We start from the raw sequence: 13923 nt of genomic DNA, 5'->3' as shown, positions 1-13923 counted from the left end.
GCAGCGACGTCCCGCCCGGGTCGTCGGCCTGCGTTCACCAGCGCAGGCCGAGGGCCTGGGCCTCCTCGCGCAGCTCCTCTCGCACCGAGGGGTGGGCGGCGTGCTCGATGAGCTGACGCGCCTGCTCGCCCTCGGAGCTGCCGAACACCTCGGCGACCCCCTGCTCGGTCACCACGGCGCTCGTCTGGAACGACGTCACCGGCTCGTCGACCATCGCCACGATCGTCGAGCAGTCGGCCTTGGGGTGCCAGGAGCGCAGCGCGAGGATCGCCTGGCCACCGGGGCTGTGCAGGGCCCCGACGATGAAGTCGGTCTGGCCCCCGAAGCCGGAGTGGATGCGGGCGTCGATCCGGGAGGCGTTGGCCTGGCCGAACAGGTCGACCTGGAGGGCGGTGTTGACGCTGACCATCGCAGGGTTGCGCGCGATCCGCCCGGGGTCGTTGGTGACCTCGGTGCGGGCGAGGTGGACCCGGTCGTTGCCGTCCACCCACTCCAGCAGCTCCTCGGACCCGAAGAGGAACGAGGCCGTGATCGGCACCGAGGTGTCCAGCGCCCCGGCCCGCTCCAGCCGCAGCACCGAGTCGGAGAACATCTCGCTCCAGACCCGCAGCCCGCGGCGCTCGACCAGGCCGCTCACGGTCGCGTCCGGCACGGCCCCGATCCCGGTCTGCAGCGTCGCCCCGTCCTGGACCCGCTCCGCGACCAGCGCACCGATCCGGGCGGCGTCGTCGCCGATGGCCGCCTCGGGGGTCGTCAGCAGCGGCTCGTCGGCGTCGACCAGCACGTCGACCTGGTCGACGTCGATCTCGGCGTCCCCGAAGGTCCACGGCACGTGCCGCGACACCTGCGCGACCACGACCCCGCCGCGGCGGCGTACCTGCTCGAGAGCGGCGGGCAGCACGTTGACCTCGGCGCCCAGCGACACCCGGCCCCCGCGCGGCCGGGTGGTGTGCAGGACCACGGCGTCGGGCGGCAGCGCGGTGGCGAAGAGGGTCGGCACCATCGAGAGCCGCGAGGGGATGTAGCTCAGCCGCGGGTTCCGCCGCATGCCCGGTCCCACGAACGACGTCTCGAGGGTCACGCCGTCCCGGTCCGGGACCCCGGTCTGGGCGTTGAGCATCCACAGCCGGTACGACGCCAGCGCCTCGTCGACGAGGCCCAGCGTGTGCCACGGCGTGGCGTAGTTGCCGGCCACGACGACGCGCGGGTCGGCCGGCAGGCGGCGCAGGGCGCTGCGCAGGTCCGCCGGTCCCGCCATCAGCGGGTCCGGTCGTCGGGGCCGAGGAGGCGGCTGGCCAGGACCGCGGCCTGGGTGCGCCGCTCGAGGCCGAGCTTGGCGAGGATGGCGGAGACGTAGTTCTTCACCGTCTTCTCGGCCAGGAACATCCGCTCCCCGATCTGGCGGTTGGTCAGCCCCTCGGCGATCAGCGCCAGCAGCTCCAGCTCGCGCTCGGTGAGGTCGGCCAGCTCGGGCGCGGTCGCCGGGCCGTTGCGCACCCGCTCCAGCACCCGCGCCGTCAGGGACGGGTCGATGAGCGAGTTGCCGGCGGCGACCTGGCGGATCGCGCCGACGAGGTTCATCCCGGTCACCTCCTTGAGCACGTAGCCCGACGCCCCGGCCATGATCGCGGCGAAGAGCGCCTCGTCGTCGTCGTACGACGTCAGGATCAGGGCGCGCACGGACGGGTCGACCGCGCGCACCGCACGGCACACCTCGATGCCGGAGCCGTCGGGCAGGCGTGCGTCGAGGATCGCGACGTCCGGCTGCAGGGCCGGGATGCGGGCGGTGGCCTCCGCGGCCAGCCCGGACTCCCCCACCACCTCGATGTCGCCCGCGGCCTCCAGCAGGGCACGCAGGCCCTGGCGCACCACCTCGTGGTCGTCGAGCAGGAAGACCCGGATCGGAGCGGTCCCGGAGTCGGTGTCGGTCGTGGTCTGCTCAGCCATGGTGGGCTCCTCGGTGACGGATGCGTCCTCGTACGTCTATCACCTCGGGCGTCCGGTGCGCGCGGTCGTCGGGCACGATGGCCGCCGTGCACCCCACCCCCACCGTCCGAGAGCGCCGCGACGCGGACCTGCCGGACCTGGTCGCCGCACTGGCCGCGCAGCAGCCGACGTCGTCGTACCCGATGCGCTGGCCGCTGCCGTTCCCCGTCGAGCAGTTCGTGGTGCGCGACGGCCAGGAGCGCGCCTGGGTCGCGGAGGTCGGGGGCCGACCCGTCGGTCACGTCGCGGTCGGGCCGCCCCGCGGCGGCGTGGAGCAGGCGTTCCTCGACGCGCTGGACCTGCCGGACGCGGCCGGCCTCGGCATCGTCGAGGTGCTCTTCACCGACGTCGCCGTGCGCGGCACCGGGATCGGCGGGCTGCTGCTCGACACGGCGGTGGCGTGGCTGCACGCGGCGGGACGCACCCCGGTGCTCGACGTCGTCACCAGCCACGGGACCGCGCTCGAGGTGTACCTCCACCGCGGCTGGCAGCAGGTCGGCCGGATGCGGCCGCCGTGGCTGCCCGACAGCGAGGAGGACCTGCTGCTGATGGTCCTCCCCGCCGTCGTCTGAGCGCAGCGCTGGGTCAGCGCGTGAGCACGACCGCGCTGCCGTGGCCGAAGAGCCCCTGGTTGGCGGTGATGCCGACCCGGGCGCCCTCGACCTGGCGGCCCTCGGCCTGACCGCGCAGCTGCCAGGTGAGCTCGCAGACCTGGGCCAGCGCCTGGGCGGGCACGGCCTCGCCGAAGCAGGCCAGTCCACCCGACGGGTTGACCGGGATCCGGCCACCGACGGTGGTGTCGCCGGCGCGCAGCAGCGACTCGGCCTCACCGCGCTTGCACAGCCCCAGGTCCTCGATCCAGTCCAGCTCGAGGGCCGTGGACAGGTCGTAGACCTCGGCCACGTCGACGTCCTCGGGGCCGAGGCCGGCCTCCTCGTAAGCGGCCAGCGCCAGCGACTCCTTGAAGGTGCGCTCGGGCTCGACGCCGCCGCTGGAGTCGGTGGAGAGCATCGGCATGTCGAGCACCGTGTTCGGGAAGGTCGGCGTGACGGTGGAGACCGCCTTCATCCGGACCGGGTCGACCAGGCCGTGGCGACGGGCGTAGTCGTCGGAGACCAGGATGACCGCGGCCGCGCCGTCGGAGGTGGCGCAGATGTCGAGCAGGTGCAGCGGGTCGCTGACCACCGCGCTGGCCAGCACGTCCTCGACGGCGACCTCCTTGCGGTAGCGCGCGTTGGGGTTGTTCAACCCGTGCTTGGAGTTCTTCACCTTCACCTGCGCGAAGTCCTCCGACGTCGCGCCGTAGAGGTCCATCCGCCGGCGGGCGTACATCGCGAAGTAGGCGGGGTTCGTCATCCCCAGCAGGCGGAAGCGCAGCCAGTCGGGGTCGTCCCAGCGCTCACCGGCGTTGGGCGCCAGGAAGCCCTTGGGAGTGGTGTCGGCGCCGACGACCAGCGCGACCTCGCTGAGGCCGGCCAGGATCCGGGCCCGAGCGGTGTCGAGCGCCTGCGCGCCGGTGGCGCACGCGGCGTACGACGTCGCGATCCGCGCGCCGTTCCAGCCCAGCGCCTGCGCGAAGGTCGACCCGGCGACGTAGCCGCCGTAGCCGTTGCGCACGGTCTCGCCGCCGACCACCAGGTCGACGTCGGTCCACGCGACGCCGGCGTCGGTGAGCGCCGCACGTGCGGCGTGCACGCCGTACTGCACGAAGCTGCGGCCCCACTTGCCCCACGGGTGCATGCCCACACCCGCGACGGCGACGCCCGGTCCACTCGTCCGAGCGCTCACTGGTCGGCCTCCTCGCCCAGCTCGGTGACGTGGCCCGACCCCAGGGGCAGCCACTTCCAGATCAGCTTGTCGCCCACGGCCTCCGGCTCGACGACCAGCTCGGCCTCGGCGCCGACCTTGAGGTCGCCCACGCCGTAGCCGCGCGCGACCTGGCCGAGCACCACGATGCCCTCGGGCAGCTCGACCGCCGCGAGCGCGAACGGCTCGAAGGGCTCAGGAGCCGAGTAGGGCTTCGGCGGCTGGTACTGCGCGTCGGTGTAGGACCAGACGCGCCCGCGGCGCGAGAGCTGCACGCGCTCGAACTCCTCGCCGCTGCAGGCGGGGTTGCGGCAGAAACCGGAGGCCGCGATCGTCGGGGGGAAGTACACGGTGGTGCACGTGGTGCACCGCTCCCCCGTCAAGGTCGGGTCGGGTCCGGTCGTGAACCATCCCTCGATGGCCGGTGCAGTCATACGAGCTCCAGAGGTAGAACGGGTTCTCGACCCTAGAGGCCCCGACGCACGCCCACCACCGGCGTCTCACTGGGTCGACGCCGAGGGCGCACGGGTCCTTCGCCGAAGTGCTGAGCAAAGGGTCCACGAGCTGGTCGGGACCCACGGCCTCACGCGGCGCCGCCCCTGCGCCGACCACGTTCCCTCAGCACTTCGGCGAGCGCCACCGCCTGCCGAAGCACCTCCTGCACGCGGTCGGGCTCGCCCATGACCTCCTCGTAGCTGAACCGCAGCACCAGCCACCCCTCCACCACCAGCAGGTTGTACCGCCGCGCATCGGCGGCCAGCGCCGCCCGGCCGCCGTGCCACTCGAAGGAGTCGGCCTCCAGCACGATGCGCAGCCGCTCGTCGACGAGGTCCGGACGCACCCCGAGCCCGGCGATCACCACCTGGGGGACGACCTGGAGCCCCGGCACCCCGGCGCAGATCGCGCGCAGCGTCGACTCGAACGGGTTGGCCGCCAGCGGGCTGGCCAGCGCGCAGACCCTCGCGAGGCTCCGCGCCCCGGGACCGGCACCGTCGGCCAGGCGCGCCAGTACCCCGGGGGCCATCCCCTCGCGCAGTGCCGAGTCCGCGACGCAGAGCGCCTCGTCGAAGGGCAGCCACCGCAGGCACTGCTCGAGGGCGACCTCGGCGACGACCACGCCGTCCTCGTGCGGCACCCCGTCGCCGCGGTGGAGGTGGACCCGGTGGCGTTCTCGCGGTGGCACGCGTCGCCCCCGGCTGACCAGCACGTGCGGTCGGTCCGGTGCGGTCTTGACCCCCCAGCCGTGCAGCAGCGCCGCGCTCGGCCCGCACAGCACCCCGCCGAGCCGCGCCGCGGCCCGCCGGGCATCGTCCACACCGGGCAGCACGTAGAGGCCGCGAGCGTCGCGCACCAGGAGGCCTCCGGCCACGGCACGATCCAGGTCGGCGCGCGGCACGACCTTCTGGATCACCGAGCGGCGCGCGACCCCACCGAGGTCGGCGACGAGGTCCACGACGTCCATGCCCCCACCCTGGGGGGACGCGAGGAGAAGCGCATCCGCTCCTCCACAGGCTCAGGAGCGGGCGAGGTAGGCCAGCAGGTCCTGACGGGTCAGGACGCCGACGGGCTTGCCGTCCTCGTGGACCAGCACCGCGTCGGCGGACTCCAGCATCCCCACGGCCGACGACGCCTCCTCCGAGGCCCCGATCGTCGGCAGGGCCGGCGACATGTGGTCCTCGACCTTGTCGGTGAGGCGGGCGTGCCCGGCGAAGACGGCCTCGAGCAGGGCCCGGTCGGAGACCGAGCCGGCGACCTCCGCGGCCACGATCGGCGGCTCGGCGCGCACGACCGGCATCTGGGAGACGCCGTACTCCTGCAGGATCGCGACGGCTTCGGCGATCGTCTCGTTCGGGTGGGTGTGCACGAGGTCGGGGAGCTCCCCGGCCTTGCCGCGCAGGACCTCGCCGACGGTGCGGGTGTGGTCCTGGTTCTCGCTGGTGGCGAAGCCGTACTGGCCCAGCCAGTCGTCGTTGAAGATCTTGGTCAGGTAGCCGCGCCCGGAGTCGGGCAACAGGACCACGATGACCGCGTCGGTGCGGCCGTCCTCGGCAAGCTCGTGGGCCAGCTGCCGTGCGGCGACCACGGCCATGCCGCACGAGCCACCGACCAGCAGCGCCTCCTCGCGGGCCAGGCGCCGGGTCATGGCGAAGGAGTCGGCGTCGGAGACCTCGATGACCCGGTCGGCGACCGAGCGGTCGTAGGTATCGGGCCAGAAGTCCTCACCGACGCCCTCGACGAGGTAGGGCCGACCGGTGCCCCCGGAGTACACCGAGCCCTCGGGGTCCGCGCCGACGACCTGGACGTCGGGGTTCTGGTCCTTGAGGTAGCGCCCGACCCCGGAGATCGTCCCGCCGGTGCCCATGCCGGTGACGAAGTGCGTGATCCGCCCCTCGGTCTGCGCCCAGATCTCGGGTCCGGTGGTCTCGTAGTGGCTGCGCGGGTTGTGCGGGTTGGAGTACTGGTCGGGCTTCCAGGCGCCGGGCTGCGAGGCCAGGCGGTCGGAGACGTTGTAGTAGGAGTCGGGGTGCTCGGGGGCCACCGCGGTCGGGCAGACCACCACCTCGGCGCCGTAGGCGCGCAGCACGTTGCGCTTGTCCTCGCTGACCTTGTCGGGGCACACGAAGATGCAGTGGTAGCCCTTCTCCTGGGCCACCATCGCCAGCCCGACACCGGTGTTGCCCGAGGTGGGCTCCACGATCGTGCCGCCGGGCTGCAGCGCCCCGGAGGCCTCGGCGGCCTCGATCATCCGGGTGGCGATGCGGTCCTTCACCGACCCCCCGGGGTTGAGGTACTCCACCTTCGCCAGCACGAGGGGGCCATCGGCCAGCCCGTCGAGGGTGCGACGCAGCCGCACGAGCGGGGTGTTGCCGATCAGGTCCAGGACGGAGTCGACGTACTGCATGGCCCCAATCTAGGTGCGTGCGGGCGATCGCGACCAAACCTGGCCGTCCCTCTAGACTCCAGGCCATGGGGAAGGCAGCGGCAGCACGCAAGCTCGCGTCGGCCGCGGCCTACGGCGGCGGCGGTCTCTCCGTGCTCGGAGCCGGCCTGTACGGCGTCCTGACCGCCGAGGCCAAGCTCGCCCGCAAGACCATCGGGCCGATCCACGACCACCCGCCCCCGGACCCGACCGGCTGGTACGGCCGCGGGCGTCCCGGCCCCGCGATCAAGGTCGCGCTGCTCGGTGACTCCAGCGCCGCCGGCTACGGCGTCGACCGGGTCGAGCAGACCCCGGGAGCCCTGGTGGCCAGCGGCGTCGCCGAGCACGCGGACCGGCGGGTCTACCTGCGCGACTTCGCGGTGGTGGGCGCCAAGAGCTCCGACCTCGACGACCAGATCGACCGGGCGCTGCCGATCGAGCCCGACGTGGCGCTGATCCTGGTCGGCGCCAACGACGTCACCCACATCGTCACCCCGGCCACCTCGATCCGGCACCTGCAGGAGGGCGTACGCCGCCTGCAGGAGGCCGGCGTGGCCGTCGTGGTGGGCACCTGTCCCGACCTCGGCACCCTCAAGCCGATCGCGCCGCCGCTGAAGCAGGTGGCCCGCGCCTGGTCGCGCCGCCTCGCCGCCGGCCAGACGATCGCGGTCATCGAGGAAGGTGGGCGCACCGTCTCGCTGAGCTCGATCCTCGGACCCGAGTTCGCCGCGGCGCCGGCGCTGCTCTTCGGCCCCGACCAGTTCCACCCCTCCGCCACCGGCTACCGGTCGCTGGTGACGGTGCTGCTGCCCAGCGTGCTGGCCGCCCTCGGCGTCATCGAGGACGACCACGGCCTCGAGTCGCTGCGCGGCGAGGGCGTGCTGCCCATCACCGATGCCGCCATCCAGGCCGTCAAGACCCCGGGCACCGAGCTCGGCGGCACCCAGGTCGGCGGCGACCGGCGCGGAGTGCGCGGGCTGTGGGTCGAGCTGCGGCACCGCCGCCGCCACCCCGAGACCGCGGGCGAGACCCCCGACGAGCACGACGAGCCCGACCAGCCCGCCCGGGGCGACGGGACCGACGCGCCGGACGCCCCCGCCGAGGTCTGATCGCCTGGGAGGACCCGGCCACGCAGAAGACCCCCGGAGCGGTGCTCCGGGGGTCTTCTGGTGCTCTCACGCCCGGGACGGGCGCAGCGAGGTGGGTCAGTCGCTCTGCAGGATCGCGAGGATGCGCAGCAGGTTGGTGTAGATCCAGACCAGGCTGACGGTCAGCGCGAACGCCGCACGCCAGGACTCCTGCTCGGGGATCCGGTTGGCGACACCCTGCTCGACGAAGTCGAAGTCGAGGATCAGCATGAAGACACCGAGCACCAGGCCGGCGACCGCGAACAGCAGGCCGAAGCCGCCGAAGCCGAGGAAGCCGACCGCGCTGCCGAACATGCCCAGGACGATCTCGAGGAGACCGAGGGCGACCATGCCGAACATCGCCGCGACCACGAAGGTGCGGAACTTCTGGCCGACCTGGATGTTGAAGAACTTGTAGGCGGCCAGGGTGCCGGCGAACGCGGCGAAGGTGCCGACGACGGCCTGGATCACGATCGAGCCGGCACCCTCGGGCACGAAGGTCTGCTCGATGAACTTCGAGAACGCGCCCATCGCGACGCCCTCGAGCACGGCGAAGGCGATCACCAGCGCGGGGCTGATGACCTTCTTGAACGAGAGGACCATCGACAGCGCGAAGGCGCCCAGGCTGCCGAACATCAGCGCGGCGTACAGCGCGCCACCGGCCTGGGTGTTGTCGGTGAGGTCGGGGGTGAGGATCCAGGTCACGAACGCGGCGAGCACGACGACGCCGAGGGTGATCGCGGTCTTCTGGACCACCGAGTCGATGGTCATGGGGGCGGCGGGCGCCTGGGGGGCGGCGTAGCCGGTGTCACCGGGAGTGCCGGTGCCCCAGGTCGAGGGGTCGGAGCCGTAGCCGCCGGTGTGGGTCGGGCTGCTGTAGGCGTTCGCGCCGGAGCGGTTGAACGACTCCGAGCGCGAGAACACGGGGTTGCTGCTCTTCATGGTCTCTCCTTGGAGGCCGGGTGGTGGCCGCTCTCGCGGCCGCTGCAATCGTTCCACTGTAGTGGCTCTGCTGTGTGCAACGCAGGGCCGGGCGTCGACGTTCCCGGAACGTGTCGGGCCCGGCTGAGAAGTTCCCGAGAACTGGGGGCCGTCAGCGGCGTACGGAGTGCACGACCGTGTCGGTGACCGTCACCGGCGCGCCGTCGAGGTCCTGGCTGCGGGTGGGGGTGTCGGCGACCCGCACGTCCCACTCGCCGTCGTCGAGCAGGGCCGTGACCCGCTCCGGGCCGAAGAGCAGGTCCTCGCCGCGCGGACGACGGACCCCGGTGTGCTCGTCGTCGGGGTGGTGGGCCACCACGAGCAGCGAACCGCCGGGACGGACCGCCGCGGCGAGCTTGGCGTAGAGGCCGTCGAAGACCGGGCGCGGGACGTGCATGAAGAACACCGAGACCAGGTCGAACGTGCCGGGCACCGGGGCGCTGATGAGGTCGCGCTGGCGCAGGTCGATCTCGAGGCCCTCCTCGCGGGCCCGGGCGGCCGCCCGGTCCAGGGCGACCTGCGAGAGGTCGACCCCGGTGACCTGCCAGCCGCGGCCGGCCAGCCACAGCGCGTCGGCACCCTCCCCGCAGCCGACGTCGAGCGCCGTGCCGGGTGGCAGCGAGGCGACGTGCTCCACCAGCCGCGCGTTGGGCCGCCCGCTCCAGATGGCCGACTTCTCGGCGTAGCGCTCGTCCCAGAACTCCGCGGTCCACATCGGACCGGCCCCGTGCTCGCTCATTGCTCCACTATGCAACCGGGTGGGTGACGGCAGGGCCGGGGGGTGGTTCTCGCGGGCCGGGGCCCACGCACGGCCCTGCCGGGGGCAGGAGCATCGACCACAGGATGGGGGGCATTCGCGGCCGGTGCTCTATCCCTCCCCACCCGCGAGCCTACCCCCTGCGCGTGGTGCCCCCGCTGGGACTCGAACCCAGACTGAGCCGCTTTTAAGGCGGTTTCCTCTGCCGATTGGGATACGGGGGCCGGTCCGTCCCGGCCGCGGGACGTCATACGGGCGGGACGTACGTCGGTGCCGAGCGTATGACGTCCCGCGGGCGGGGTCAGGGGCGGATCACAGGTAGGTCTTGCGGGAGTAGATCGCGTGCGCGCCGGCGGCCCGGTCCACGAAGAGCAGGCCCTGGCAGTGGTCGATCTCGTGCTGCAGCGCGCGGGCCTCGAAGGCCGAGGTCTCGATCTCGACCTCCTCGCCGGTGCCGGGCAGCCGGCCGCGCACGGTGAGCCGCGAGGCGCGCTTCACGTCGCCGGTCAGGTCGGGGACGCTCATGCACCCCTCGCGGGCCTTCTCGTTGCGGCTCGAGGCCACCACCTCGGCGTTGCACAGCACGAAGGTGCCGTGGTGCCCGCGGGTCTTGGGGTGCTCGGAGACGTCGACGCAGAACATCTGGGCGCTGACACCGACCTGCGGGGCGGCCAGGCCCACGCAGCCGGGGCTGACGCGCATGGTCGCGACGAGGTCGGCGGCGAGCTGGACGCTGTCCGGGCTGCAGGGGTCGACCGGCTCCCCCACCGTCGAGAGCACCACCGCCGGCGCTCGTACGACGTCGAGCACGCGCCCCTCGACGCCCAGGTCGTCCTCGCTCCAGGCCGCGACCGGGTGCTCGGTGGTCGCAGCGGGCTGCTCGCTCACAGCTCGTCGGCCTCGACAGCGCGCAGGGTGGCGCCCACGCCGAGCCCGGTCGCGGCGTCGCCGATGGCGCGCTCCAGGGCCGCGACGTCGGCGTCCGCGGGCAGGTCGATCTCGGCGATCAGCAGGTAGAGCTCGCCGGCGAGGCGGGTGGTGAGGTCGGTGATGTTGCCGCCGACCTCGGCGACCCGGCCCACGACGGCCGACACGATGCCGGCCCGGTCCCCGCCGTGGACGGTCAGTACCCAGCCGGATCCGGTGTGGTGTGACTGCGCGTGCTCGTCGGGCACGTCGCGCACCGTCACGGTCAGCGTGCCGTCGCCGGTCAGCGGGGCGAGCGCCTGCTCGATCTCGAGCGCCCGGACCGGGCCCGCGCACACCAGGGTCATCGCGAAGTGGCCGCGCAGCAGCGTCATCGAGGAGTCCTCGAGGTTGAGGCCCAGCTCGGCGAGGCGACCGGTCGCCTCGGCGATGATGCCGGGCCGGTCGTGGCCCAGGACGGTGACGGCGTGCAGGCTGGTGGGGGCGGCGGGGTCGGTGCTCACGCCTCCATCCTCGCAAGAGACCGCGCGCGCCCGAACACCTCGTCCAGCATCGGCCGCGTCAGGCGCCCCGTGGCGGTGTTGTGCGGGCTCGGGTGGTAGCAGCCCAGCAGGGTCAGCATCCGCCCGCCGACGGGCAGCAGGACCTCGAGCCCGTGGCCGAAGCGGGGCCGCGGACGCGGCACCTCGGCCCCGACCCGGGCCAGCGCGGTCAGCGCCGCCGCCCACCCGAAGGCACCCAGGGCCACCACCACCTCGACCCCGGGCAGCACCAGCTCGAGCTCCTCGTCCAGCCACGGCGCGCAGGTGTCGCGCTCGGCGGGCGTGGGCTTGTTCTCCGGCGGCGCGCAGCGCACCGCCGAGACCAGCCGGGTCCCCCGCAGCGCCTGCCCGTCGCCCTCGTGGGTGCTGGTCGCGATCGCGGCCAGCCCGACGCGGTGCAGGCTCGCGAAGAGCCAGTCGCCGGACCGGTCACCGGTGAAGATCCGGCCGGTGCGGTTGGCCCCGTGCGCCGCCGGGGCCAGGCCCACGACCAGGATCCGCGGGTCGCCCGCGCCCCAGCCCGGCACCGGTCGCCCCCAGTACTCCTGCTCGGCGTACGCCGCTCGCTTCTCGCGCGCCACCTGCTCGCGCCACGCCACCAGGCGGGGGCAGGCGCGGCACTGCACCAGGCGGCTCTCGAGCTCGCCCAGGCCATCTCGCTGGCGCGGCTCGGGCCGCTCAGCCACGGCGACCGGCGCCCAGCGCGGACCGCACGAGCGCGGCCGAGAGGCGCGCCACCTCCGCCGGGTCGCCGCCGACGGTCGCCGCGAGCTCCGCGACGTCGGTGGGCAGCCCCAGCGCGCCGGCGCGGTCCAGCCCCCGGTCGTCGAAGAACGGCGCCACCTCGGGCCAGACCGCCTGCACCTCGCGGGCGAAGATCCGCGACCCGGACGGCCCCACCCGCGGGAGGTCCTCCAGTGCGTCGAGCAGCCGGTCGAGGTCGCCGTCAGCGGCACGCCGCAGCCGGCGCAGGTCGCCGCCGTGCCGCTCCAGCAGCAGCCCTGCCGACTCCTCGAGGACGGTCGCGGTGCGCTCGTCGAAGCGGCGGTAGCCACCGCGGCCGAGGGCGTCGACCCGCTGCTGCCAGGTGGCGGCCCGCATCCGCTCGGGCGTGCGCCACCCGGCCCGGAAGAGCTCGTGCGCGGTGGCGGCCGCGACCTCGGCGGAGATCGGGGCCGCGGACAACGTCGCCAGGACCAGCAGCTGGAAGAGCGGGGCCGGCTTGTCGCGCAGCGTGATCCCCGCCTGCGCGGCGAACGTGTGCCCGTGCTGCTCGAGCAGGTCGTCGACGATCCGCTGGTGGCTCCGGTCGCTCACGTGCTCGAGCGCCCTCCCGTGCCGGGCAGCCGGGGCAGCGCGGGCACGCGGGCCAACGACCGGGTGGCGGGGCCCTCGAGGACCTCGCCGTCGGCGGAGAACCGCGAGCCGTGCAGCGGGCAGTCGTAGGTCTGCTCGTGGTCGTTCCAGCGCAGGGTGCCGCCGAGGTGGGTGCACACCGGCAGCGCCGCGCAGCCGCCCGCCTCGACCGCGGCCCGCGAGGGCGGGCGTCGTACGCCGCTGGCGAGCGCGCCGACCTCACCGAGCGTGACCCCGGCCTGGACGCCCAGGAAGGCGGGCAGGTCGCGCAGCCGCGGCAGGCGCGTGTACAGCTCGTCGGCCCAGGGGGCGGGCGAGCCGGTCTGCGCGCCGGCCAGCGCGATGCCCGCGGCGATGCCGCTGGTCAGGCCCCACTTGCGGTAGCCGGTCGCCACGCTCACCGAGGAGCTGGGCCCGCCGAGCCCACCCACGAGGGGCAGCCCGTCGAGGGACATGTAGTCCTGCGCCGACCAGGCGCCGAGCTCGACGGCGTCGGGGAAGTGCTCCTGGCTCCACTCGCGCAACCGGTCGACGCGGCTGCTCTCGCGGGGGCCGCGGCCGGTCTCGTGCCCCTCTCCCCCGACCAGCAGCAGGCGGCGCCCGTCGAGCTCGCCGCCGCGCCAGGACCGGCCCGGCGACCCGGCCGAGAGCGCCATCACCTCGGGCGGGTCGGGGTGGCTGAAGGCCATCAGGTAGCTGCGCTGCGCGGTGAGGCGCGCGAAGTGCATCCGGCGGTCCACCACCGGCGCGCCGGTGGCGAGCACCACGTGGCGACCGCGCACGTCGAGGCCGTCCTCGCCCAGCACGTGCACGACCTCGCCGCGCTGGCGCAGCCGCTGCACGCGGCGACCGGTGAGCAGGCGACCGCCTCCCGATCGGACCTGCTCGAGCATGGCGAGCACCAGCTCGACGGGGTCGAGCTGCAGCTGGTCGGGCAGCACGGTCGCGGCGTGCGCGGGGACCGGCAGGTCGGGCGCGGTCTCGTAGCGCACCGGCAGCCCGAGGGACAGCGCCGCCTCGTGCTCCTCGCGCACCGTCGGCACCTCGTCGCGCGAGGCGGCGTAGGTGAGCGCGTCACGGCGGGAGGTCGCCACCCGGTGCTCCTCGCAGAAGGCCGCGACCCAGTCGAGCGCGGCCAGCGAGCTGTCGACGTAGGCGGGGACCCGGGCGCTGTCGCCGTGCTTGCGGCGCAGCTCCGAGAGCGTGGTGCCCTGCAGGGCCGAGACCTTGCCGGTGGTGCGGCCCGAGGTGACCGCACCGGGGTGCCGGGCCTCGACGACGAGCACCGAGCGGCCCGCGCGGACCAGCTCGAGCGCTGTCGCCAGGCCGGTGACGCCGGCGCCGACCACCACGGCGTCGAAGACCTCGTCCGGCCCCGGGCTGTCGGGGCCCTCGGGCTGGGTCGGCGGGTCGCCCCGGCGCTGCCACCACACGCTCTGCGCGCTCACGTGCACTCCTTGTTGTCGGGGTCGCCATTCGATGCGGCCCAGCCTGGGCCAGCGGGTGCCCGGCACGACTCAC

The 13923-nt window shown here is 74.0% G+C and carries 15 protein-coding genes and 1 tRNA gene; 2 read left to right on the top strand and 14 right to left on the bottom strand.

The annotated features are described in order from the left end of the window. Nucleotides 1-34: 34 nt before the first annotated feature. Nucleotides 35-1258, bottom strand: a complete 1224-nt coding sequence (locus I601_RS09845) for an acetyl-CoA hydrolase/transferase family protein (protein ID WP_068108863.1) — start codon at nt 1256-1258, stop codon at nt 35-37. After that, the gene (locus I601_RS09840) at nt 1258-1947 is read right to left on the bottom strand and encodes a response regulator (protein ID WP_068108861.1); all 690 of its coding nucleotides are present in this window, start codon (nt 1945-1947) and stop codon (nt 1258-1260) included. The genes I601_RS09845 and I601_RS09840 overlap by 1 nt, the downstream gene beginning before the upstream one ends. An 86-nt stretch (nt 1948-2033) precedes the next feature. Here I601_RS09840 and I601_RS09835 point away from each other — a divergent pair, with 86 nt between their 5' ends. Then, nucleotides 2034-2558, top strand: coding sequence for a GNAT family N-acetyltransferase (locus tag I601_RS09835; RefSeq protein ID WP_218917783.1), 525 nt, complete (start codon nt 2034-2036; stop codon nt 2556-2558). A gap of 13 nt (nt 2559-2571) precedes the next feature. Here the strand turns inward: I601_RS09835 and I601_RS09830 are convergent, their stop codons facing one another. The 4 genes from I601_RS09830 to I601_RS09815 form a co-directional block, all read right to left on the bottom strand. Beyond that, entirely contained in the window at nt 2572-3774 is a 1203-nt protein-coding gene (locus tag I601_RS09830) for a lipid-transfer protein (protein ID WP_237089601.1), read from the bottom strand. Then, nucleotides 3771-4226 carry a Zn-ribbon domain-containing OB-fold protein gene (locus I601_RS09825; protein ID WP_068108854.1) on the bottom strand — a complete coding sequence of 152 codons (456 nt, stop codon included), beginning with the start codon at nt 4224-4226 and terminating at the stop codon, nt 3771-3773. The genes I601_RS09830 and I601_RS09825 overlap by 4 nt, the downstream gene beginning before the upstream one ends. 149 nt (nt 4227-4375) lie before the next feature. Further along, nucleotides 4376-5254 (bottom strand): DUF559 domain-containing protein, encoded by an 879-nt coding sequence (locus tag I601_RS09820; RefSeq protein WP_084527412.1) that lies wholly within the window; start codon nt 5252-5254, stop codon nt 4376-4378. Nucleotides 5255-5305: 51 nt separating this feature from the next. Further along, nucleotides 5306-6694, bottom strand: a complete 1389-nt coding sequence (locus tag I601_RS09815) for a cystathionine beta-synthase (protein ID WP_068108851.1) — start codon at nt 6692-6694, stop codon at nt 5306-5308. Between the two features lie 65 nt (nt 6695-6759). On the opposite strand from I601_RS09815, the gene I601_RS09810 reads away from it, so the two are divergent. Then, nucleotides 6760-7821: an SGNH/GDSL hydrolase family protein gene (locus I601_RS09810; RefSeq protein ID WP_068108848.1), complete on the top strand. Its 1062-nt coding sequence runs from the start codon at nt 6760-6762 to the stop codon at nt 7819-7821. 96 nt (nt 7822-7917) lie between these two features. Here I601_RS09810 and I601_RS09805 read toward each other — a convergent pair whose 3' ends face one another. The 8 genes from I601_RS09805 to I601_RS09770 all read right to left on the bottom strand — a co-directional run bounded on the left by I601_RS09805 (nt 7918) and on the right by I601_RS09770 (nt 13850). After that, on the bottom strand, nt 7918-8781 hold the full coding sequence (locus I601_RS09805) for a Bax inhibitor-1/YccA family protein (protein ID WP_068108845.1): 864 nt from the start codon (nt 8779-8781) through the stop codon (nt 7918-7920). A gap of 151 nt (nt 8782-8932) precedes the next feature. Next, entirely contained in the window at nt 8933-9559 is a 627-nt protein-coding gene (locus tag I601_RS09800) for an SAM-dependent methyltransferase (RefSeq protein ID WP_068108843.1), read from the bottom strand. Nucleotides 9560-9724: 165 nt separating this feature from the next. Beyond that, a tRNA-Leu gene (locus I601_RS09795) sits at nt 9725-9801 on the bottom strand. A gap of 88 nt (nt 9802-9889) precedes the next feature. Continuing rightward, on the bottom strand, nt 9890-10465 hold the full coding sequence (gene def, locus I601_RS09790; RefSeq protein WP_068108840.1) for a peptide deformylase: 576 nt from the start codon (nt 10463-10465) through the stop codon (nt 9890-9892). Further along, complete coding sequence (locus I601_RS09785) at nt 10462-11007, bottom strand: glycine cleavage system transcriptional repressor (protein WP_157520017.1); 546 nt, start codon at nt 11005-11007, stop codon at nt 10462-10464. Before I601_RS09785 ends, def begins: the two co-directional genes overlap by 4 nt. Next, nucleotides 11004-11732, bottom strand: coding sequence for a uracil-DNA glycosylase (locus tag I601_RS09780; RefSeq protein WP_068108838.1), 729 nt, complete (start codon nt 11730-11732; stop codon nt 11004-11006). Before I601_RS09780 ends, I601_RS09785 begins: the two co-directional genes overlap by 4 nt. Then, nucleotides 11725-12363 (bottom strand): endonuclease, encoded by a 639-nt coding sequence (locus I601_RS09775; RefSeq protein WP_068108835.1) that lies wholly within the window; start codon nt 12361-12363, stop codon nt 11725-11727. Before I601_RS09775 ends, I601_RS09780 begins: the two co-directional genes overlap by 8 nt. Next, entirely contained in the window at nt 12360-13850 is a 1491-nt protein-coding gene (locus I601_RS09770) for an FAD-dependent oxidoreductase (protein ID WP_169834686.1), read from the bottom strand. Before I601_RS09770 ends, I601_RS09775 begins: the two co-directional genes overlap by 4 nt. Nucleotides 13851-13923 lie beyond the last annotated feature (73 nt).

This window comes from Nocardioides dokdonensis FR1436 (assembly GCF_001653335.1).
GTDB classification, from domain to species: Bacteria; Actinomycetota; Actinomycetes; order Propionibacteriales; family Nocardioidaceae; genus Nocardioides; species Nocardioides dokdonensis.
This window is presented reverse-complemented; position numbering and strand designations above follow the sequence as displayed.